This is a genomic window from Streptomyces sp. NBC_00154 (genome assembly GCF_026342835.1).
Taxonomy (GTDB): domain Bacteria; phylum Actinomycetota; class Actinomycetes; order Streptomycetales; family Streptomycetaceae; genus Streptomyces.
In genome coordinates this window covers 5339794-5361178 of sequence record NZ_JAPEMI010000001.1, presented here as the reverse complement: position 1 = coordinate 5361178, position 21385 = coordinate 5339794, and the positions used below count along the sequence as shown (strand labels likewise).

At 72.1% G+C, this 21385-nt stretch carries 22 protein-coding genes and 1 riboswitch; of the genes, 11 read left to right on the top strand and 11 right to left on the bottom strand.

Annotated elements, in window-relative coordinates; genetic code table 11:
- A complete protein-coding gene (locus tag OHA03_RS24040) occupies positions 1-756 on the top strand; it encodes an SDR family oxidoreductase (protein ID WP_267005861.1) in 756 nt (251 codons plus the stop codon).
- A 114-nt stretch (positions 757-870) separates the two neighbouring features.
- On the opposite strand, the gene amaP is transcribed toward OHA03_RS24040, so the two are convergent.
- The 5 genes from amaP to OHA03_RS24015 are packed head-to-tail and all read right to left on the bottom strand — an operon-like array spanning position 871 to position 3206.
- Positions 871-1458: an alkaline shock response membrane anchor protein AmaP gene (gene amaP, locus OHA03_RS24035; RefSeq protein ID WP_267005860.1), complete on the bottom strand. Its 588-nt coding sequence runs from the start codon at positions 1456-1458 to the stop codon at positions 871-873.
- Positions 1455-2138 carry a DUF6286 domain-containing protein gene (locus OHA03_RS24030; RefSeq protein ID WP_267005859.1) on the bottom strand — a complete coding sequence of 228 codons (684 nt, stop codon included), beginning with the start codon at positions 2136-2138 and terminating at the stop codon, positions 1455-1457. The genes amaP and OHA03_RS24030 overlap by 4 nt, the downstream gene beginning before the upstream one ends.
- A complete protein-coding gene (locus tag OHA03_RS24025) occupies positions 2135-2488 on the bottom strand; it encodes a hypothetical protein (protein WP_267005858.1) in 354 nt (117 codons plus the stop codon). Before OHA03_RS24025 ends, OHA03_RS24030 begins: the two co-directional genes overlap by 4 nt.
- Positions 2489-2493: 5 nt before the next feature.
- Complete coding sequence (locus OHA03_RS24020; RefSeq protein WP_030920082.1) at positions 2494-2685, bottom strand: hypothetical protein; 192 nt, start codon at positions 2683-2685, stop codon at positions 2494-2496.
- A gap of 32 nt (positions 2686-2717) precedes the next feature.
- On the bottom strand, positions 2718-3206 hold the full coding sequence (locus OHA03_RS24015) for an Asp23/Gls24 family envelope stress response protein (RefSeq protein ID WP_267005857.1): 489 nt from the start codon (positions 3204-3206) through the stop codon (positions 2718-2720).
- Positions 3207-3299: 93 nt separating this feature from the next.
- Here OHA03_RS24015 and OHA03_RS24010 point away from each other — a divergent pair, with 93 nt between their 5' ends.
- Positions 3300-4001, top strand: coding sequence for a hypothetical protein (locus OHA03_RS24010; RefSeq protein ID WP_267005856.1), 702 nt, complete (start codon positions 3300-3302; stop codon positions 3999-4001).
- Between the two features lie 42 nt (positions 4002-4043).
- Here the strand turns inward: OHA03_RS24010 and OHA03_RS24005 are convergent, their stop codons facing one another.
- The 3 genes from OHA03_RS24005 to OHA03_RS23995 form a co-directional block, all read right to left on the bottom strand.
- Positions 4044-4835, bottom strand: coding sequence for an enoyl-CoA hydratase/isomerase family protein (locus tag OHA03_RS24005; RefSeq protein WP_267005855.1), 792 nt, complete (start codon positions 4833-4835; stop codon positions 4044-4046).
- Between the two features lie 158 nt (positions 4836-4993).
- Complete coding sequence (locus tag OHA03_RS24000) at positions 4994-5215, bottom strand: helix-turn-helix domain-containing protein (protein WP_267005854.1); 222 nt, start codon at positions 5213-5215, stop codon at positions 4994-4996.
- Positions 5216-5535: 320 nt separating this feature from the next.
- Positions 5536-7134: an ABC-F family ATP-binding cassette domain-containing protein gene (locus OHA03_RS23995; protein ID WP_030974527.1), complete on the bottom strand. Its 1599-nt coding sequence runs from the start codon at positions 7132-7134 to the stop codon at positions 5536-5538.
- A gap of 284 nt (positions 7135-7418) precedes the next feature.
- Between OHA03_RS23995 and OHA03_RS23990 the strand changes: the two genes are divergently transcribed.
- Positions 7419-8309: a neutral zinc metallopeptidase gene (locus OHA03_RS23990; protein WP_267005853.1), complete on the top strand. Its 891-nt coding sequence runs from the start codon at positions 7419-7421 to the stop codon at positions 8307-8309.
- Between the two features lie 90 nt (positions 8310-8399).
- Positions 8400-8813, top strand: coding sequence for a VOC family protein (locus OHA03_RS23985; protein ID WP_267005852.1), 414 nt, complete (start codon positions 8400-8402; stop codon positions 8811-8813).
- Positions 8814-8853: 40 nt separating this feature from the next.
- Here the strand turns inward: OHA03_RS23985 and OHA03_RS23980 are convergent, their stop codons facing one another.
- From OHA03_RS23980 to OHA03_RS23970, 3 genes are all read right to left on the bottom strand, one after another.
- Positions 8854-10164, bottom strand: coding sequence for a hypothetical protein (locus OHA03_RS23980; RefSeq protein ID WP_267008136.1), 1311 nt, complete (start codon positions 10162-10164; stop codon positions 8854-8856).
- Positions 10165-10346: 182 nt separating this feature from the next.
- Positions 10347-11474, bottom strand: coding sequence for an alpha/beta hydrolase (locus OHA03_RS23975; protein ID WP_267005851.1), 1128 nt, complete (start codon positions 11472-11474; stop codon positions 10347-10349).
- A gap of 82 nt (positions 11475-11556) precedes the next feature.
- Positions 11557-12279, bottom strand: a complete 723-nt coding sequence (locus OHA03_RS23970; protein WP_267005850.1) for a class II aldolase/adducin family protein — start codon at positions 12277-12279, stop codon at positions 11557-11559.
- A 293-nt stretch (positions 12280-12572) separates the two neighbouring features.
- Between OHA03_RS23970 and OHA03_RS23965 the strand changes: the two genes are divergently transcribed.
- The 7 genes from OHA03_RS23965 (at position 12573) to OHA03_RS23935 (ending at position 21361) form a co-directional block, all read left to right on the top strand.
- Positions 12573-13859 carry an inorganic phosphate transporter gene (locus tag OHA03_RS23965; RefSeq protein ID WP_267005849.1) on the top strand — a complete coding sequence of 429 codons (1287 nt, stop codon included), beginning with the start codon at positions 12573-12575 and terminating at the stop codon, positions 13857-13859.
- Between the two features lie 12 nt (positions 13860-13871).
- Positions 13872-14105 (top strand): hypothetical protein, encoded by a 234-nt coding sequence (locus tag OHA03_RS23960; RefSeq protein WP_267005848.1) that lies wholly within the window; start codon positions 13872-13874, stop codon positions 14103-14105.
- A gap of 163 nt (positions 14106-14268) precedes the next feature.
- A riboswitch (cobalamin riboswitch) is annotated at positions 14269-14400 on the top strand.
- A 150-nt stretch (positions 14401-14550) separates the two neighbouring features.
- Positions 14551-15531, top strand: coding sequence for a cobalamin biosynthesis protein (locus OHA03_RS23955; protein WP_267005847.1), 981 nt, complete (start codon positions 14551-14553; stop codon positions 15529-15531).
- On the top strand, positions 15528-17087 hold the full coding sequence (locus OHA03_RS23950; RefSeq protein ID WP_267005846.1) for a cobyric acid synthase: 1560 nt from the start codon (positions 15528-15530) through the stop codon (positions 17085-17087). Before OHA03_RS23955 ends, OHA03_RS23950 begins: the two co-directional genes overlap by 4 nt.
- A 175-nt stretch (positions 17088-17262) precedes the next feature.
- Positions 17263-19287 carry a putative cobaltochelatase gene (locus OHA03_RS23945; RefSeq protein ID WP_267005845.1) on the top strand — a complete coding sequence of 675 codons (2025 nt, stop codon included), beginning with the start codon at positions 17263-17265 and terminating at the stop codon, positions 19285-19287.
- Positions 19287-19895 carry a cob(I)yrinic acid a,c-diamide adenosyltransferase gene (cobO, locus tag OHA03_RS23940; protein WP_030920034.1) on the top strand — a complete coding sequence of 203 codons (609 nt, stop codon included), beginning with the start codon at positions 19287-19289 and terminating at the stop codon, positions 19893-19895. The genes OHA03_RS23945 and cobO overlap by 1 nt, the downstream gene beginning before the upstream one ends.
- On the top strand, positions 19889-21361 hold the full coding sequence (locus tag OHA03_RS23935) for a cobyrinate a,c-diamide synthase (RefSeq protein ID WP_267005844.1): 1473 nt from the start codon (positions 19889-19891) through the stop codon (positions 21359-21361). Before cobO ends, OHA03_RS23935 begins: the two co-directional genes overlap by 7 nt.
- The last annotated feature ends 24 nt before the right edge of the window (positions 21362-21385 follow it).

Genomic DNA, 21385 nt, shown 5'->3' with positions numbered 1-21385 from the left:
ATGGATCTTGAATTGAAGGACCGTGTGTACATCGTCACCGGCGCGACCCGGGGGCTGGGCAACGCCACGGCGCGGGAGTTGGTGGCGGACGGCGCGAAGGTGATCATCACCGGCCGTGACGAGAAGCGGGTCGAGGCGGCCGCCGCCGAACTGGGGCCGGACGTCGTCGGCCTCGCCGCCGACAATGCGGAGCCCGCCGCCGCGCAGCGGCTGGTGGACGCCGCCCATGAGCGGTTCGGGCGGCTCGACGGCATACTGATCAGCGTCGGTGGGCCCGCCCCCGGCTTCGTCGCGGACAACACGGACGAGCAGTGGCAGTCGGCATTCGATTCGGTGTTCCTGGGTGCGGTACGGCTGGCCCGTACGGCAGCCGCGGCGCTCGGCGAGGGCGGGGTGATCGGTTTCGTGCTGTCCGGCTCGGTCCATGAGCCGATCGCCGGGCTGACCATTTCGAACGGTCTGCGACCGGGCCTGGCCGGATTCGCCAAGTCCCTGGCCGACGAGCTCGGCCCGCGGGGCATCCGCGTGGTGGGCGTGCTGCCGGCCCGGATCGACACGGACCGGGTGCGTGAGCTGGACGCGCTGTCCGGTGACGCGGAGGCGTCCCGTGCGGCGGCCGAGGCGCGCATTCCGTTGCGCCGGTACGGTACGCCGCAGGAGTTCGGCCGGACGGCGGCGTTCCTGCTGTCGCCCGCGGCGTCGTATCTGACCGGGATCATGGTGCCCGTGGACGGCGGTGTACGGCACGGATTCTGAGCGGGCGCCGGGGCCGTCCGGTGGCCGATCCTGTCCTCGAGCTCTCCCACGCTCTCAAGGGCACGGGAGACCCCCTCGACGGGTACGATTGTGCGCTGCCGGACGCCCCCGCCGTCAACTCACGCGTTCTGCACGATGTTTGACGGCCCGCAGTCGCACCTCGGCCGGTAGCTGCGCCAGCCCCGCCGAGTCCCGCGCATGGGCCAGTGCCTCGTCCGTGAGGCGGCCGAGCGCCTCGCCCGGTGCCGCGTGCGGTTCCATCAGCAGCCTGATCCGGGCCTGCGGCGAGCTGCGCCGGCCGACCAGCATCACCTGAGCACGGGCCACCCCGTCCAGCGTCCCCGCCTCCCCGGCGAGCACGTCCTCCAGGGCCCGGCCGCGCAGCAGCGCCCCCTCGCCGTCACCGCTCTCGACCAGCACCTCGGCGAGGCGGGCGCGGCGGAGCTGGGCGAAAAACCACCACAGCGCGAGAACGACCAGCACGGCGAGGACCACGATGACGGTCGGCCACCACCAGCTGTCGGCGCGCCAGCGGTCCCGGTCGGCCCGGGAGAGCAGCACATCGGTCCTGCCGTCCCACGGCCACCAGGACGGTACGGAGAGACCGAGCCCGGCGGCGAGCACCCCGCCGCCGCCACAGATAAGCACCAGGCCGGCGAGCCCGAGCAGTACCCGGTTGACGGTACTGAGCACCGCGGTCACCCCTTCTTGGCCGGACGGCGGACATGCACCGACAGGCTCGGCGGCTTCGCCAGGCCCAGTTCGTCGATGCCCGTTGCCAGTACGGTGTCCAAGTCGGCCCGTACGTCGTCGAGTTCACGGAAGTGCGACACGGCGCGCACCGCGACCTTGGCACGCCCCATCCGGACCCGCACCGACTGCACGCCGGACACCTCCACCGCCCGGTCGCGCAGGACCAGGGCGGCGGCGGTCCGGTCGAGCCCGGCCCGTACACCGGGACGGTCGCGGCGCATCGGCAGCAGGTCGCGCAGACCGGGTGTGGCGGCGAGGACGACGAGCCACAGGCCGATCGCCATGGCGACCCCCGCTCCGACCAGCACCCACATGTTGTTCAGCGGGCGTTGCGCCAGTTCGTCGGCGAGCGAGCGGCGCCACCGCATCGCCGGATGGTCGGCCCGTACCGCCACCACGTCGTACAGCAGCAGGCCGGCGCCGCCGAGGACCACCAGTGCGACGAGGCCGGCGGGGACGCGACGCGCGGACCAGAAGCGGCCGGCGCTGCCGCCGCCTTCCTTCGTGGGCGCCGGGTCGTACGAGGCGGCGGAGGCCGACTGGTCCAGGGCCACCGCTCCGCCGTGTTCCACAGGGTCGACGGTGGGCAGGCGCTTCGTGCTGTTCCCCGGGTCCTGGGGTTCGGTCATCGGATCCTCCCCTGTGCCGCGGTGCTCGCTCCCGCGGGGTGCAGACGCTCGACCTGTACGGCTACTTCGGGCACTTCCATCCCCGCCAACGCCCTTACCCGTTCGATGACCCGCCGACGCACGGCACCGCACTGGTGGCCGATGTCGCTGGGGTATCCGAGCTCCAGACTGACCCGTACCCGTGCGGTGTCACGGTGCACCGTGACGGTGGCGCGCGGGGACGCACCCTCCTTCGGCGGCTCGTCGATCGCCTCCTTCGCTGCCTGTGCGGCGATCTTCGCGACCACCCGGTCGGCGATCCTGGTCTCCCCGCGTTCCGCGGCGGGGATCCGGCCGAGTACCCCCGACAATGCCGTCACCGCCGTCGGTCGCCGCGCTCGCGACTCCGGAAGAAGTCGCCGGGTTCCAGATCGCCGTCGAGGAAGCGACCAGCGATGAAGCCGACCGCTCCCAACGCCGCGACCAGCAGAAAGGCCCCGAATCCGCCGAAGTAACCGGCGAACCCGAGCGCCATGCCGGCCACCAGGCCGACCACAGCCATGCTCATCGTGCGCTCCTCAACTGCCTCGGGTGGGAGGCCTACTGGAGACGTGGCTCGGACTGGTCCTCGTCCTCCTCGTCGGGCAGCTTCACATCGCTGACCGCGATATTGACCTCGACGACCTCGAGGCCCGTCATCCGTTCGACCGCCGCAATGACGTTCTCCCGCACATCACGGGCCACATCGGAGATCGAAACGCCGTAGTCGACGACGATCTCCAGATCGAGGGCGGTCTGTGACTCGCCGACCTCGGCCTTGACGCCGCGGGTCACGGACTTGCCGCCGCCGGGGACCCGGTCGCGCACCGCGCCGAAGGTACGGGAGAGGCCGCTTCCCATCGCATGGACACCGACCACGTCGCGCGCCGCCATGCCGGCGATCTTCTCGACCACACCGTCGGCGATGGTGGTACGGCCACGGGTGGCGGGATCTCCCCCACCGCGCTTGGTCAGCGGGCTCCTTCTGCTGTCGTCCCCCGTCGCGTGGTCGGGGGTCTCGGGCCGGTTCCGCTGTGGGGTGTCGGTCATCGCCACACTTCCCTTCAGGGCAGGGTCGGACTTCGTTGCCCACATTAAGTGCGCTTGCCCCATCTCGCGCCGTGGATGCGGCAGGCTGGGGCAATGACGACGGCTGACAGCCCGCACAGGGCCGACGGATGGACAGCTGCGGTACGGCAGAGGCTCGGCCTGGGCCGGTTGCTCCCTCTGGGCGGTCCGGCGGACGGTGCGTGGATCTCGGAGCGGGCCGCCGTCGCGGTGCTGCGCCGGACCGCGGGCGCGCCCGGCCCCGGCCCGGTGCTCGGTGAGGTACGGATCGCGGTGGCGGATCCCGAGTCCGCCCCGGACCCGGCGCTGCCGGCCCCGCCCAGTGCGCTGCCGCCCGGGCCGCTGCGGATCGAGGCGACGATGTCGGCAACGGCCGACCGGCCGCTGCCCACCGCCGCTGCCGCACTGCGCTCGGCGCTGCTGACAGCCGCCGCACAGCGACTGGGCCTGGTGGTCGGTGAGGTGGACCTACGGGTGACGGAGCTGCTGGACACGGTCCCCGAACGGCCGGCACCGGAGCCGTCCGCGGTGCGTGGAACGGAGCCGGAGGGTGTGGCGGGAACCGCGGCCGCCGGGGTCCCCGGCGTCGCGACACTGACCCGGGTGCTGGGCAGCGCGGTACATACGGGCCCGGACCATGTGCGGGTCGAACTGGCGACGTCCGGGGACCACCGGGCACTCGACGTGGCGCTGGCGGTGCGCACGGCGGTGTCGGATGCCGTGGACGGGCATCCGCCGGTCACCGTGCTGGTCACCGCGGTGGTGGAGGAGGACTGAGAGGGCGGCCGGGCGGCTCGTCGCCCGGCCGGTGCCGTGCTCTCAGTCGGTGACGCCCGCCAGGTCGCGCAGCCGGCGGCCCTGCGCCGCGCGTTCGGCGGTGCGCTGGTCCTCGTACGTACGCGAGACGGCACCGCTCAGCAGCGCCTTGGTCTCGATGACGGCGTCGCGCGGGGCCGCCAGCAGTGCTGCGGACAGGTCGCGGGCCGCCTCGTCGAGCTGGTCGGCGGGGACCACGAGGTTGGCGAGGCCGGTGCGCTCGGCCTCCTCCGCGTATACGAAGCGGCCGGTGGCGCAGATTTCGAGCGCACGGGCATACCCCAGCAGGTTCACCAGAGGGTGCGTGCCGGTGAGGTCCGGGACCAGGCCCAGGCTGGTCTCGCGCATGGCGAACTGCACGTCCTCGGCGACGATCCGCAGATCGCAGGCGAGGGCGAGCTGGAAGCCGGCACCGATGGCATGTCCCTGGACGGCCGCGATCGACACGATGTCGTTGCGGCGCCACCAGGTGAACGCCTCCTGGTACTCGGCGATGGTCGCGTCGAGATCGGACTCCGAGCCGCGCGCCAGGTCCAGGAACGACGGCTCACCGTCGAACCCCTCAGGGGTGAACGCCTGCCGGTCGAGGCCGGCGGAGAAGGATTTCCCCTCGCCGCGCAGCACGACGACCCGCACGCTGCCGGGCAGTGCCCTTCCGGCCGCCGTCAACGCCCGCCACAGAGCGGGGGACTGAGCGTTGCGCTTGGCCGGGTTGGTGAGGGTCACCGTGGCAACCGCGTCATCGACGGTGAGTCGTACGCCGTCCTGGTCGAGCACAGAGTCGAGCGAGGTCATGGGGCGCCTCCGGGATCGGGTGCAGTCAGCATGTCGAGCTAAGTGACTGAACAGTAACCACCCGGTCGATCACACGATCTACCGGGTGGCCACCGCCGAAACCGGTGAGCCCTCGGAACGCGTCCGTCCTGCGACGTGTCCCGATCCGCCGACGGCCGTCAGGCCACGGCGGCCTTCTTGCCTCGTGTTGCTCCGCCACGCCCTCGCAGCGTGACTCCGGACTCGCTGAGCATCCGGTGGACGAATCCGTAGGAGCGGCCGGTCTCTTCGGCCAACGCCCGGATGCTCGCACCGGAGTCGTACTTCTTCTTCAGGTCTGCCGCGAGCTTGTCGCGCGCGGCGCCGGTAACCCGGCTGCCCTTCTTCAGAGTCTCGGCCACCCGTGCCTCCTCATGGGAAGTGCGCTCTGGACTCTCATGATCACCCCTCGCGGGCTTCCTGGCCACCCATTCGGCAAGGTCCGTACAACCGGTTTGGCACCCCGGGAATACGCCATCACAACCGGAATTCGACGTTCCGGAGGGCGATGGGGGCGGGTGACTGCGGCCCCGAGATGAACGGCCAGGTCAGGGCCGTACGGGGAGCTTCGGCCCCACATGGGTGCGCCCGGCAGGTATCTGCCGGGCGCCGCGCCGAGGTATGAGAGGTCCTCACACAGATGATGGATCACGTCTGGGCCGAATGATCCAGTCGAAGTGGATCAGGCCAGTGCGACCAGGTCCCGGTAGTCCGCGCCCCACAGGTCCTCGACGCCGTCCGGCAGCAGGATGATCCGCTCGGGCTGGAGCGCCTCGACCGCACCCTCGTCGTGCGTGACGAGAACGACCGCGCCCTTGTACGTGCGCAGCGCGCCGAGGATCTCCTCGCGGCTGGCCGGGTCGAGGTTGTTCGTCGGCTCGTCGAGGAGCAGCACATTGGCGGAGGAGACCACCAGGGTCGCCAGCGCGAGACGGGTCTTCTCACCGCCGGAGAGCACCCCGGCCGGCTTGTCGACGTCGTCGCCGGAGAAGAGGAACGAACCCAGCGTCTTGCGGACCTCGACGAGGTCGAGGTCCGGGGCGGCGGAGCGCATGTTCTCCAGGACGGAGCGCTCCGGGTCGAGGGTCTCGTGCTCCTGCGCGTAGTAACCGAGCTTGAGCCCGTGACCCTCGATGACCTCGCCGGTGTCCGGCTTCTCGGCGCCGCCGAGGAGCCTGAGCAGGGTGGTCTTGCCCGCACCGTTGAGGCCGAGGATGACGACGCGGGAGCCCTTGTCGATGGCGAGATCCACATCGGTGAAGATTTCGAGCGAGCCGTAGGACTTGGAAAGCCCCTCCGCCATCAGGGGGGTCTTGCCGCACGGCGAGGGCTCGGGGAAGCGCAGCTTGGCGACCTTGTCGGAGACCCGGACCGCCTCCAGGCCGGAGAGCAGCCGCTCGGCGCGCTTGGCCATGTTCTGCGCGGCGACGGTCTTGGTGGCCTTGGCGCGCATCTTGTCGGCCTGCGAGTTGAGGGCCGCGGCCTTCTTCTCGGCGTTCTGACGCTCGCGCTTGCGGCGCTTCTCGTCGGCCTCGCGCTGCTGCTGGTAGAGCTTCCAGCCCATGTTGTAGACGTCGATCTGCGAGCGGTTGGCGTCGAGGTAGAAGACCTTGTTGACGACCGTCTCGACGAGGTCGACATCGTGGGAGATCACGATGAAGCCGCCGCGGTAGCTCTTCAGGTAGTCGCGCAGCCAGACGATCGAGTCGGCGTCGAGGTGGTTGGTCGGCTCGTCGAGGAGCAGGGTGTCGGCGTCCGAGAAGAGAATGCGTGCCAGCTCGACGCGGCGGCGCTGACCGCCGGAGAGCGTGTGGAGCGGCTGCCCGAGCACCCGGTCGGGCAGGCTGAGCGCGGCGGCGATGGTGGCGGCCTCGGCCTCGGCGGCGTAACCGCCCTTGGTGAGGAACTCCGTCTCCAGCCGCTCGTACTTCTTCATGGCCTTTTCGCGGGTGGCGCCCTTGCCGTTCGCCATCCGCTCCTCGTTCTCACGCATCTTGCGCAGGATCTCGTCGAGACCGCGGGCGGAGAGGATGCGGTCGCGGGCGAGGACTTCGAGGTCGCCGGTGCGCGGGTCCTGCGGGAGGTAGCCGACCTCGCCGGAGCGGGTGATGGTGCCGCCGGCGGGCACACCTTCGCCTGCGAGGCACTTGGTGAGGGTGGTCTTGCCCGCCCCGTTGCGGCCGACGAGACCGATGCGGTCACCCTTGGCGATGCGGAAGGAGGCGGACTCGATGAGGATGCGGGCGCCGGCACGCAGCTCGATGCCGGAAGCGGTGATCACGGGTAAAACTCCAGGGCGGTATGGACGGCGGGCGGGACGACGGGCGGAGTTATCTCGACGCCGTCTAGTGCACAAGGAGAATTGCCATAGGGGTCAGTCTACTGGCGGTGTGCAACTGCTTTTCCGCGTGCTGGCGCCGCTGCCCCACCGGGACCGCCGGGCGCTCGCCCACTGCTGCCGGCCCACTGCGCCCCGTTACCAAAAAGGGGCAGGTGCGGATGAACTGTCTGATACTCGGCGAAGGGCGGTGAGGCAGCCGCGGCCGGAGCAGGGAGTGGTGCCCCATGCGGTTCGACGACGACGCCGATCTGGACACGTCCGAGGTCCGGGATGTGCGCGGCAGCCGGATCCCGGGCGGCAAGGCCACGGTGGGCGGCGGCATCATCGGTGTCATCGCGCTGATCCTGGGGCTGTTCTTCGGTGTCGGCCCCGACCAGCTGGGCCTTTCGTCGGGTGACTCGGGTACGACGGCCACCGCGTCCTCGGCGGCGCAGGTCGAGCAGAGCTGCCGGACCGGCCAGGACGCGAACACCCGGGACGACTGCCGGACCGTCGCGGTCGTCAACAGCGTGCAGGACTTCTGGCGCCAGGAGTTCGCCCGGCGGGGCGCGCGGTACCCGGACGCGAAGACGGTTCTGTTCACCGACCGGATCGGCACCGCCTGTGGTGCCGCGACCTCGGCGGTCGGGCCGTTCTACTGTCCGGGCGACCGGCAGGTCTATCTGGACCTGGGGTTCTTCGACGAGCTGCGGACGAAGTTCGGATCGAGCGGCGGCCCGTTCGCCGAGGCGTACGTCGTCGCGCACGAGTACGGCCACCATGTGCAGGACGAGATGGGGACGCTGAGCCGGTCGCAGGACGGCCGGACGGGCTCGAACAGCAACGCTGTGAAGGTGGAGCTGCAGGCCGACTGCTACGCCGGGGTCTGGGCGCACCACGCGACGACCACGCCCGACGAGTCGACCGGTCGGCCGCTGATCACCTCGCTGACGCCGGCGGACATCCGGGACGGGCTCGACGCGGCCGCGGCGGTCGGCGACGACCGGATCCAGGAGAGGTTCCAGGGCCGGGTCACCCCCGAGTCCTGGACGCACGGATCGGCCGCGCAGCGCCAGCAGTGGTTCACCACCGGCTTCCGCAGCGGCGACATGGCCGACTGCAACACCTTCCGCTGAGCCGGTCCGGGCCGTTGTCAGTGGCCGGTGGAAGACTGAGACGCAGATCACAGCAGAGGGTCAAGCGGAGTGCGAAATGGGGTGAGCGCCATGGCAGGCGCATCGGCCGGGGTTCCGACGATCTATCCGACGATTCTGTACGACGACGCCAAGGCCGCGATCAAGACGCTCACGGAGGGCCTCGGGTTCACCGAGGAAGCGGTGTACGAGGGCAAGAACGGCACGGTGCTGCACGCGGAGCTGTCCTGCGGCAACGGCAGGGTGATGCTGGGCTCGAAGGGCCGCGAAGGGGTCTTCGCCAAGGCGATGGCGGGCGCGGGGCCGAGCGGTGTGTACGTCGTGGTGGACGAGGTCGATGCGCACCATGCCCGGGCCGTGGAGCACGGCGTGGAGATCCTGATGCCGCCCACGGACCAGGACTACGGCTCGCGCGACTACATGGCGCGGGACGCGGAGGGCAATGTGTGGAGCTTCGGGACGTACGCCCCGGGGTCCGCGGACTGAGCAACCTGTGTCCTGCCCCGGCCGGCCGGCCGGGGGTCGGTCAGGCACCGCCGGTGTGCACCTGGAACGCCGCCCGGCGGACGGCTTTGGCCAGGGCCGGATCCGGGTGGGCGGCGGCCAGCGCCACCAGCACCTGGACCGTGCGCGGGTGGCCGACGGCCCGTACCTCTTCGAGCAGGGCCGGGACGGTGCCCTGGACGGCCGAGTCGAGATGGCGGATCAGCAGCGCGGTCTCGCCGTGGTCGGCAACGGCCGCCGCCGTGTCGACCCAGAGCCAGGTGGACTCCTCGCGGCTGAGGACCTCCTGGGCGTCCTCGGGGTCGGCTCCGTCGTACTCGGCCAGCCAGATCAGTGCGTACGGACGCAGCGACGCATCAGTGACGACGGAGCGCACCACGGGCTCGGCGGGGGCGCCGACGACCCGGAGCGCTTCGAAGGCGAGTCCGCGCAGCAGTGCGTCCTCACCGCGGGCGACGGCGAGCAGTTCGGCGACGGCGCTGCCGACGGGGCGGGCGGCGAGCCAGGCACGGTACTCGGCGCGGGCAGGCCCCGGGGTGAGCCGGGCGCAGCCGAGCAGCATGTCGGCGGCGGACTGCTCGATGTTCCCGGCCGGGCTCTGGGCGGCGACGCAGATCTGTTCCAGCTTGACCCAGACCGCCCAGTTGCCGAGCGGGGTGAGGGTGGCATGGCCGACGCCGAGCGTGAGTGCGCCGACGGCCGCCAGCCCCTCCAGGGCCCAGTCGAGGAGGCGCGCCACCAGGGCGGCGGGGTGTGCGGTGGGGGCGGGTTCGGCCGGTTCGGGCAGCGCCTGCGGCCCGTACGGCACCTCGCAGCGCTCCTCGTGGAGTTCCGCGACGCGCTGGCCGAGAAGATCGAGGAGGGCGGGCACGGTGACCGGGCCCGCCGAGAGCTGGAGGAGGGAGAGCACCTGGGGCACGGCCTCGACGGCTTCGGCGACCGCCGTGGCCTCGATGTCCTCCGGCGCCGGGTGGACGAGCGACCAGGCGTCGAAGAGCGCCACCCAGCCGCGGAGCACTGCGGAGTCGTCGCGGTCCCAGGCACGCAGCCGCCAGCCCGGGCGTGCGGTCTCGCCGTGCAGCTCCACCAGGCCGGCCAGGCGGGCCCGGTCCCATCCGGAGCGCACCTGCGCCGGGGACAATTCCAGTGCGGCCGCGGCCCGTTCGAGAGCGTGGGCGGCGAGCAGGGCCGTGCCGGGGCTCGCGCCGTCGGCGGCCCAGCGGGCGATCCGTACGGCGTCGGCCAGCGCGGCCCTGGCCTGGCGGGCCAGTTCCGCCCGGGGCGGGGTGCCCTCGGGCGGCCGGGGGGCCGGCCTGGTGCGCCGGGTGGTCACGACCTTGTGGGCGGTGGCAAGGGGTCGCGGGCGGACAAGTCGCAGCCTGGAGTCGCGCGGGGTACGGGACGTCACGGGAGCAGTCTTGCCTCTGACGGCCCGAAAGCCCAAACGGAACCCGAATTCGCGGGGGAAGGGGCGGTGGACCGGGCCGGACCAACCGGTCGATCCATCGCATCAGGTCACATCAGGGGCGTGAGGAAGCGCCGCATGGCCTCTTCGTAACGGGCCGGACCGGCATTCCACATGGCCGCATGCGGAGCCTGCGGCACGGGGTGCAGGGCGACCAGGTCGGGGCGGCGCGCGGCAAGATCGCGGGACGGTTGCCACGGGGCCAGGGTGTCGTCGGGGCCGTGGAAGATCAGCGTCGGGACGTGCAGGGCCTGCGGGAGGGAGGTGTCGAGGAGCCTGGCTCCGTGCAGTCCGGTCTGGCCCTGGGCGGCGCGGACGGCTAGCGGCATCAGTGCGGACGGGACGCCGCGGGCGGTGGCCAGGGCGCGCAGGGTGGTGGCCCAGTCGAGCACCGGGGAGTCCAGGACGAGGCCGCAGATCCGGTCGCGGAGAGCGGAATTGACGGCCGCGTGCAGGGCCATCGAGGCGCCGGTCGACCAGCCGTGCAGGACGACCTTCTCGGCGCCGTACCGCACGGCGAAACGGATCACCGCGTCCAGGTCGCGCCATTCGGACTCGCCGAGGTGGGCGAGGCCGTCCGGGGAACGTGGGGCTCCGGGGTCGCCGCGATAGGCCGGGTCGAGGACCGGGAGCTGCAGCCCGTGCAGGAATTTCATGACATTCATGGGGTGTTCGCGGGTGGTGCCGAGGCCGTGCACGGTGATGACCCAGGTGTCCCGGGGGCCGGGCAGGAACCAGGCGGGCAGGGAGCCGAGTTCGCCGGGGATCTCGACGTCCTGGTGGTCGAGGCCGAGGGCGGTGCCCGGGTCGCCGCTGTACAGCGCGGGTGTGATCCGGACCTGGGTGCCGGGTTCCAGGCTGCCGCTGTTGACGCGTTCCAGTCGGCGCACGACGGCATCGGCGGCGTGCGGCGCCTGTTCGATCACCGGGCCGACGACAGCGTGGACGCCGTCGCCCATCAGTCCGTACGTACCGGGCCGGAGCGCGGCGAAGGAACGGGTGAGCGTGACCTGTCCGGCCGCCGTGGCGTGCACGGTGAGTTTGCGGTCGGCGGGGAGGGGACGTCCGGACGGCGGCCCGAGGGCGGCGTCGCTGGCGTACCGGCCGGCCGCGACCACTGCCGCGCCGACGCCGAGGACGGTGATGACGGCTGCTGCCGTCGCTGTAGCCGGGCGCACCGCTTCAGTGTCGGGGGGTGCGCCGCACCCTGCCAGTGGGCGGGGGCCGTCCGGTGGCAGGGCGGGCGGGCGCGCCTCCCGGTCAGCCGGGCTGCCCGTACCCCTTCAGGGCGTCCTGCACCTCGTCCAGCTGGGCCCGGGTGAGCAGGGACGGGGAGTGGCCGGGGACGGAGCTGGCGGTGAGCCAGAGCCTGCACATCCATTCGAGCTGGGCGGTGCGGTCGTAGGCCTCGTCGAGGGTGGATCCGTAGGTGACGGTCCCATGGTTCCGGAGCAGACAGCCTGTGCGGTCGCGCAGGGCGCCCAGCATGTTGTCGGCCAGCTCCTGCGTTCCGTACCGCGCGTAGGCCGCGGTGCGGACGGGGCCGCCGAGCATGGCGGCGGCGTAGTGCACGAGCGGGACCTCGGGGACGAGGGTGGAGACGGCCGTGGCGTGCACGGCGTGGGTGTGCACGACGGCGGCCGCGTCGCTGTTGCGGTAGACCGCCAGATGGAGCGGGAGTTCGCTGGTCGGGGTCAGTTCGCCGAGGACCTGGCGGCCCTCCAGGTCGACGGCGACGGTGTCTCCGGGGCCGAGCCGGTCGTAGGGCACACCGCTCGGCGTGACCAGGACGAGGTCGCCGACCCGCGCCGACACATTGCCCGAGGTCCCGACGACCAGGCCCTCCGCCGCGGTCCTGCGGGCGGTGGCGACGACGCCGTGCCAGGCCTGCTCGACGGCGTCCTGTGCGTCATGTGCGGCGTGTGCATCCTGTGTGTCCTGCGCGGCTGTTGCGCCGCTTCCGTCCTCATGCCGATCGCTCATGGGGGAATCCTGTCAGCGGGGCGGGCGCGGCAGGAGATCGTCGGGTGACCGACATCTCTTTGTCGGATTTTCCGGCGGATTCGCCCTCGGAACCGGCGGCCCACCGGACGGGGCGAGGGCGGCGAATTCCAGCCACCGCACGCCCCGCGGTGGCCTCCGACTGCCGCGTGGCGGACGAAACGATCAACGCCACTCCGCTTCGAGTCACCACAGAGCCCCGTCCAGTTCATCTTCCGTTCACCCAGGTTGCCTACGGTCCACGAGCCAATGACGTCGAGCGATTGCCTGGGTAAATGGAACACATCACGCTGCTCCTCGCGATTGTGATCGTGACAGCTCTAGTGTTCGATTTCACGAACGGTTTCCATGACACCGCCAACGCGATGGCCACCACCATCTCGACCGGCGCTCTCAAACCCAAGACAGCGGTGGCCATGTCCGCCGCTCTCAACCTGGTCGGCGCGTTCCTGTCGATCGAGGTCGCCAAAACGATCTCCGGCGGGATCATCAACGAGAACGGGCTGCGGACAGAAGTCATCTTCGCGGCCCTCGTCGGCGCCATTCTGTGGAATCTGCTGACCTGGCTGGTCGGCCTGCCGTCCAGTTCCTCCCACGCCCTCTTCGGCGGACTCATCGGCGCCGCGGTGATGTCGGCGGGCTGGTCCTCGGTCGACGGCGGCACCGTCGTCACCAAGGTGCTGCTCCCCGCGGTCGCGGCCCCGGTCGTCGCCGGTCTCGCCGCACTGCTGGCGACCAGGCTGACGTACCGGATCGGCGGCAAGGTCCGTAACGACGCCCAGGAGAAGGCCACCGCCAAGGGCTACCGCGCCGGCCAGATCGCCTCGGCCGGACTGGTCTCGCTCGCCCACGGCACCAACGACGCGCAGAAGACCATGGGCATCATCACCCTGGCCCTGGTCACCGGCGGCGTTCTCTCCCCCGGCTCCAACCCGCCGGTCTGGGTCATCGTTTCCGCCGGTATGGCCATCGCGCTCGGCACCTACCTCGGCGGCTGGCGCATCATCCGCACCATGGGCAGTGGCCTCACCGAACTCAAGCCGCCGCAGGGCTTCGCCGCCCAGACCAGCGCGGCCACGGTCATCCTGGCCTCCTCGCACCTCGGCTTCTCCCTCTCCACCACCCAGTCGTGCTCCGGCGCCGTGATGGGTGCGGGACTGGGCCGCCGGGGCGGTGTGGTCCGCTGGTCCACCGCGACCCGGATGTTCGTCGCCTGGGGTCTGACCCTGCCGGCCGCCGGTCTGGTCGGTGCGGGCGCGGAATTCCTCACCAAGCAGGGCACCTGGGGTGTCGTCGTCGTCGCCATGCTGCTGATCGGCGGTTCCGCCGCCATCTGGCTGCTGTCCCGCCGCAAGCCGGTCGGTCACGGCGATGTCGCTCCCGACGCCGAACCGGCGGGTGTCATCACCACCGCCATGGCGGCCGTCACCCCGCCGCCCACCGGGGCTGCGGCTCCGGCCACGACGGCGGACGCGACCGCAGCCACGGACACGGACCTCAAGACCACCATCCCGGCCCCGGCCGGAACCGTCGCCGATCCGGCGCGGCCCGCCACGGTGTAAGGACAGATCACCATGAACATCGACTGGGCAGCTCTCGGTTCCGTCTTCGGCGTCTCCCTCGTCGTCACCGTGGCGCTGGTGGGCCTCTTCACCCTGGGCATCGTCGGCCTCTCCAAGCAGCCGGAACCGGCGGCGCAGGGCGGCTCCACCTCAGGCTCCCTGGCACTCGCCCGCACCGGCGCGTACCTCTGCTTCGGGCTCTGCGCGGCCGCGGTCGCGTACGGGATCTATCTGATCGTCGCCTGAGCACCAACCCGCACTCCGTCATCGGGGTCTCACCGGGCCGGACACACCTCGCGTGTGTCCGGCCCGATGTGCGTCTGCGCACACTGCGCCGCCGCAGGTCAAGGCCAGGTTGACGGGCATTCGCGGAGCGTGGTGGACTGCCGGAGCCATTTACGGCGACAGCAGAGGAAGCCGGTGCGAATCCGGCGCGGTCCCGCCACTGTCACCGGGGAGCAGTCCCCCACACCGGAAGTCACGGCTCGCGCAGGCGGGTTGGAAGGCCGGGGGAACTGCGGATCCGGGAGCCAGGAGACTCTCGCCGCCGGTCACGTCGAACCAGGGCGCGGACCCTGAGTGAGGACATATCGCCATGCCCGGCTGCCGTGCGTCGTCGTCCGTTTCTGTGCCGCTCCCACCAGGAGCCGGCTGTACGAAGGTCCTTCGAGGCGCAACGGCCGGCTGAGCCGTGCGAGCCGACCGCATCTTCGCGTACGGCGCCACGGCCGGTCTGATCGGTGATCTGCTGCTCGGTGATCCCCGCCGGCGGCATCCGGTCGCCGCGTTCGGACGGGCCGCCGCGGCCGTCGAGCGCCGCCTGTGGCGCGACCACCGCGGGTGGGGCGCACTGCACACCCTGGTCTGCGCCGGAGGGGCCGCGGGCGGAGCCGCACTGGCCGCCCGTGCCGTACGCCGTCATCCCGCCGCATCCGTCGCCCTCACCGCGGCCGCCACCTGGTCGGTCGTCGGCGGCACCTCGCTGGGGCGCGAGGCCCGCGCCATCGGCGGCGCGCTGGCCGCCGGTGACATCGCACTGGCCCGTGAGCGGCTCCCCCATCTGTGCGGCCGCGACCCGCACTCCCTCGACGGGCCGCAGATCGCCCGCGCCGTGGTGGAGTCCGTCGCCGAGAACACCTCCGACGCGGTGGTCGGCGCGCTGGTGTGGGGCGCGCTGGGCGGCGTGCCCGGACTCGTCGCCTTCCGGGCCGTCAACACCCTCGACGCCATGGTCGGGCACAAATCACCTCGCCATCTGCGCTACGGCTGGGCCTCGGCCCGGCTGGACGACGTCGTCGGCTGGCCCGGTGCCCGGCTCACGGCCGCGCTCGCCGTGGTTGCCGGGGGGCAGCCACGTCGGGCGGTACGCGCCTGGCGGGCCGACGCCGGCAAGCACCCGAGCCCCAACGCGGGGCCGGTGGAGGCCTCGTTCGCGGGCGCGCTCGGCGTACGGCTCGGCGGGACCCTCGCGTACGGCGGCCGTGTCGAGCACCGGCCGGTGCTGAACGGCGCGGCCGGCCGTGCGGTGGAGACCGAGGACATCGAGCGCGCGGTGCGGCTGTCGCGCCGGGTGGGGGTGCTGGCCCTCGGCGTGTGCGCGGCGGGCCGGCTGATCGCGGGAAGGCGGTCGTCCACGGGGCGGCGCCCGGCCGCGGGACGGAGCGGAAAATGAGCGGCGGACTGCTGGTCGCCGGAACCACGTCGGACGCGGGCAAGAGCGTGGTCACGGCAGGCATCTGCCGCTGGCTGGTGCGCCAGGGGGTGAAGGTCGCGCCGTTCAAGGCGCAGAACATGTCGCTGAACTCGTTCGTCACCCGCGAGGGCGCGGAGATCGGACGTGCACAGGCGATGCAGGCCCAGGCAGCCCGGGTGGAGCCGACCGCGCTGATGAACCCGGTACTGCTCAAGCCCGGCAGCGACCGCTCCAGCCAGGTCGTCCTGATGGGCAGGCCGGTGGGCGAGATGAGTGCACGCGGCTACCACGGGGGACGGCAGGAGTCGCTGCTCTCCACGGTCGTGGACTGCCTGGAGCAGCTTCGCGGCACGTATGACGCGGTGATCTGCGAGGGGGCGGGCAGCCCGGCCGAGATCAATCTGCGCCGCACCGACATCGTGAACATGGGGATCGCGCGGGCCGCACGGTTCCCGGTGGTCGTCGTCGGCGACATCGACCGCGGCGGTGTCTTCGCCTCCTTCTTCGGCACCACGGCACTGCTCAGCGCCGAGGACCAGGCGCTGATCGCGGGCTACCTGGTCAACAAGTTCCGCGGCGACGTGTCGCTGCTGGAGCCGGGGCTCGACATGCTGCACGGGCTGACCGGGCGGCCGACGTACGGAGTGCTGCCGTTCGCCCATGGCCTGGGCATCGACGAGGAGGACGGACTGCGGATCTCGCTGCGCGGGGCCGTACGCGAGTCGGTCGTCGCGCCTCCGCACGGCGAGGACGTGCTGCGGGTCGCGGTGTGCGCGGTGCCGCTGATGTCGAACTTCACCGATGTGGACGCGCTGGCCGCCGAACCGGGTGTGGTGGTGCGGTTCGTGGACCGGGCGGAGGAGCTGGCCGACGCGGACCTGGTGATCGTGCCCGGCACGCGCGGCACGGTGAAGGCGCTGGCCTGGCTGCGCGAACGGGGGCTGGCCGACGCGCTGCTGCGGCGGGCCGCGCAGGGGCGTCCGGTGCTCGGCATCTGTGGCGGGTTCCAGGTGCTCGGTGAGCGCATCGAGGACGAGGTGGAGTCGCGGGCCGGGCAGGTCGACGGGCTCGGGCTACTTCCGGTACGGATCCGGTTCGACCGGGAGAAGACCCTGGCCCGGCCGGTCGGTTCGGCGCTCGGGGAGCCGGTGGAGGGGTACGAGATCCATCACGGCGTCGCCGATGTCCGGGGCGGCGAGCCGTTCCTGGACGGGTGCCGGGTGGGGGCGGTGTGGGGCACGCACTGGCACGGCTCGCTGGAGAGCGATGCGTTCCGGCGCCGGTTCCTGGTGGAGGTCGCGGCGGCTGCGGGGCGGCGGTTCGTGCCGGCGCCGGACACGAGTTTCGGGGCGCTGCGGGAGGAGCAGTTGGACCGGCTGGGGGATTTGATCGAGGAGCATGCGGATACGGGGGCGTTGATGCGGTTGATCGAGGCGGGGGTGCCGGGAGGACTGCCGTTCGTGGGCCCCGGTGCCCCGGAGGTGCCGGCGGCCCGTGGGGGGCGCGGCGCCGGGGTGACCGGGGGATCGGCGTGAGAGGGGCACCCGCGGCGGGCTCCGTTCCCGGTGCCGCCCCTTCCCGTGACCGGGGCTCCGCCCCGGACCCCGGTGCTCAGGCACGGGACGGGCTGAGCAGCCGTCCGGTCACGCTGGACGGCGGGCCCGGCCGGGGCGCCGGTTCTTGGATGGATGACGTCGTCAAGGAGGCTTTGTGACTACCCCGTATCCCTTCACTGCCATCGTCGGGCAGGACGATCTGCGGCTCGGATTGTTGCTGAACGCCGTATCGCCCGCTGTCGGTGGAGTGCTCGTGCGTGGGGAGAAGGGAACCGCCAAGTCCACCGCCGTACGGGCGCTTGCCGCACTCATGCCCGAGGTCGGTGTCGTCTCCGGGTGCCGGTTCTCGTGTGACCCGGTGTCGCCCGATCCCGCGTGTCCCGATGGGCCTCACGAGGCCGGGGGCGGCGTGTCGCGGGCGGCTCGGACCGTGGAGCTGCCGGTGGGCGCGTCCGAGGACCGGCTCGTCGGGGCGCTCGACATCGAGCGGGCGCTCGCCGAGGGGGTCAAGGCGTTCGAGCCGGGGCTCCTCGCCGATGCACATCGCGGAATCCTGTACGTCGACGAGGTCAACCTGCTCCACGACCACCTGGTGGACCTGCTGCTGGATGCGGCGGCCATGGGCGCCTCGTACGTGGAGCGCGAAGGCGTCTCCGTACGGCATGCCGCACGGTTCCTGCTCGTCGGGACGATGAATCCCGAAGAGGGCGAGCTGCGGCCGCAGTTGCTCGACCGGTTCGGGCTGACCGTCGAGGTCGCGGCGTCGCGCGAGACCGACCAGCGGGTCGAGGTGGTGCGGCGGCGGCTCGCGTACGACGACGATCCGGCCGGGTTCGCCGCCCGGTGGGCCGATGAGGAAGGTGCGTTGCGGGAGCGGATCGCTGCCGCGCGGGCGCTGCTTCCTCAGGTGACGCTCGGGGACCGTGCCCTGCGCCAGATCGCCGCCACCTGCGCTGCCTTCGAGGTCGACGGGATGCGCGCCGACATCGTGATGGCCCGCACCGCGACCGCTCTGGCCGCGTGGGCGGGACGTACCGACGTGCTCGCCGAGGACGTCCGGCAGGCAGCGCTCCTCGCGCTCCCGCACCGGCGGCGCCGCAACCCGTTCGACGCGCCCGGTCTCGACGAGGACAAGCTCGACGACACGCTGGAGCAGAACAGCGGTGAAGGGGACGGCGGCGGGGACGACCCCGGTCCGGACGGGCCGGATGGGGGTGGGCAGCCGCCGCAGGGGGACGGGCCCGACACGCCGCCGCAGCCCGAGGCGGGGGACGGCGACACGCCCGGACTCCCCTCGCAGGGCCGCCCGGCCGGGGGCGGTGAGCAGCAGCCCGTACGAGCTGCCGAGCCGTTCCGGACGAAGATGCTCAGTGTGCCGGGGATCGGCGAGGGTGCGGCGGGGCGGCGGTCCCGGGCGCGTACCGAGCACGGTCGCACGACCGGTGCGCGGCGGCCCGAGGGGCTGCTGACCAAGCTGCATCTGACGGCGACCGTGCAGGCCGCCGCCCCGCACCAGCACGCGCGCGGACGCACGGGGCGCGGCCTCGTGGTGCGGCGCGATGATCTGCGGCAGGCCACCAGGGAGGGGCGCGAGGGGAACCTGGTGCTCTTCGTCGTGGACGGATCCGGGTCGATGGCCGCCCGGCAGCGCATGGGTGCCGTGAAGGGCGCGGTGCTGTCGCTGCTGCTGGACGCGTACCAGCGGCGGGACAAGGTCGGTCTGATCACCTTCCGGGGCAAGGGCGCCGAAGTGGCGCTGCCGCCGACGTCGTCCGTGGACACGGCCGCCGCACGCCTGGAGACGCTGCCGACCGGTGGACGTACCCCCCTCGCCGCCGGTCTGCTGAAGGCCCATGACGTGCTGCGGGTGGAGCGGCTGCGCGATCCGTCGCGGCGGCCGCTGCTGGTCGTGGTGACGGACGGGCGGGCGACCGGTGGCCCGGACCCGGTGGCGCTGGCCGCGCGGGCCGCGCGGCTGCACGAGGCCGAGGGCACGGCGTCCGTCGTCGTGGACTGCGAGTCGGGGGTCGTGCGGCTCGGGCTGGCCGGCCGGTTGGCGCGCGATCTCGGCGGCACCGCCGTCACGCTCGACGAGCTGCGGGCCGACTCGATCGCCGGACTCGTCAGGGACGTTCAGGGAACCCAGGGAACCAACGGATCCAACAGGAGGGCAGCTTGATGCCGCAGGGACAGCCGACCACCGTGCCGGACGACGGGCTCACGACTCGCCAGCGCCGCAACCGTCCGCTGCTCTTCGTCCACACCGGTATCGGCAAGGGCAAGTCGACGGCCGCGTTCGGACTCGCGCTGCGCGCCTGGAACCAGGGCTGGCCGATCGGGGTGTTCCAGTTCGTCAAGTCGGCGAAGTGGAAGGTCGGCGAGGAGAACGCGCTGAAGGTGCTCGGCGCGAGCGGTGAGGGCGGCACGGTCGCCTGGCACAAGATGGGCGAGGGCTGGTCGTGGGTGCAGCGCGGCCTGCACGGCGACAACGCGGACAACGAGGAGAAGGCCCGGGAGGGCTGGGAGCAGGTCAAGCGTGACCTGGCGGCCGAGACGTACAAGCTGTATGTCCTCGACGAGTTCGCGTACCCGATGCACTGGGGCTGGATCGACACCGACGAGGTGGTCGAGGTGATGCGGAACCGTCCCGGCACGCAGCATGTGGTGATCACCGGACGCAATGCCCCGGAGAAGCTCGTCGAGGCCGCCGATCTGGTGACCGACATGTCGAAGGTGAAGCACCCGATGGACGCCGGGCAGAAGGGCCAGAGGGGCATCGAGTGGTGACGATTCCGCGACTGGTGATTGCCGCGCCGGCCTCCGGCAGCGGCAAGACCACCGTGGCGACGGGTCTGATGGCGGCCTTCACTCAGCGCGGTCTCGCCGTGTCGCCGCACAAGGTCGGACCCGACTACATCGACCCCGGCTATCACTCGCTGGCCACCGGGCGGGCGGGGCGCAACCTCGACGCGTACATGTGCGGGCCGGAGCTGGTCGCTCCGCTGTTCGCGCACGGGGCGCGTGGGTGCGACCTGGCGATCGTCGAGGGGGTGATGGGGCTGTACGACGGGGCTTCCGGGCAGGGTGAGTTGGCGTCGACCGCCCACGTCGCGAAGTTGCTGCAGGCACCGGTGGTGCTGGTCGTGGACGCGTCGTCGCAGTCGCGGTCGGTCGCCGCGCTGGTGCACGGCTTCGCCTCGTGGGATCCGGAGGTACGGATCAGCGGGGTGATCCTCAACAAGGTCGGCTCGGACCGGCACGAGATGCTGCTCCGGGAGGCGCTGGACGAGTCCGGTGTGCCGGTGATGGGGGTGCTGCGGCGGGCCGAGCAGGTGGCCACGCCCTCGCGGCATCTGGGACTGGTGCCGGTGGCCGAGCGGCGGGGCGATGCGGTGTCCGCAGTCGCGGCGATGGGCGCGCAGGTGGGCGCCGGGTGTGATCTGGATGCGTTGATGGCGTTGGCGCGGTCGGCGCCCCGGTCGCCTGCGGGCTCGGGGGCGTGGGAACCGGTGGAGGCCGTGCGGGGTGCGGTGGCAGGCGGAGGCGCCTGCGACGCGGTCGTTCCCCTGCCCGGCCCTTCCCGGAACCTGGGCTCCGGTGCTCGGACGCCGGACGGACCGGAGAGTGGTGGCCCGGACGGCCCCGGTCGTGGCCGGCCCGTCATTGCCGTGGCCGGGGGGCCGGCGTTCACTTTCTCCTACGCGGAGCACAGCGAGCTCCTCGCCGCCGCCGGGGCCGAGGTCGTGACGTTCGATCCGCTGCGGGACGTGGCTCTGCCCGAGGGCACCCGGGGGCTCGTGATCGGCGGCGGGTTCCCGGAGGTCTACGCCCCCGAGCTGTCCGCCAACGAGCCGCTCCGCAAGGCCGTTGCCGATCTCGCGGCCGCCGGGGCGCCGGTCGCGGCCGAGTGCGCCGGGCTGCTCTATCTGTCGCGTTCGCTCGACGGGCTGCCGATGTGCGGGGTGCTCGACGCCGAGGGCCGGATGTCGAAGCGGCTGACGCTCGGCTACCGGGAGGCCGTCGCGATCACCGACAGTGCGCTGGCCGCGGTCGGCACACGGCTGCGCGGGCACGAGTTCCACCGGACGGTGCTGGAGCCGGGTGCCGGTTCCGCGCCCGCATGGGGCATGCATCTGCCGGAGCGGCGTGTGGAGGGCTTCGTGCAACAGGGCGTCCATGCCAGCTATCTGCATACGCACTGGGCTTCGGCGCCGGGCATCGCCCGGCGGTTCGTCGGGCGGGCCGCGGAATGACACCGTCGGTCCGCGATGCCCACG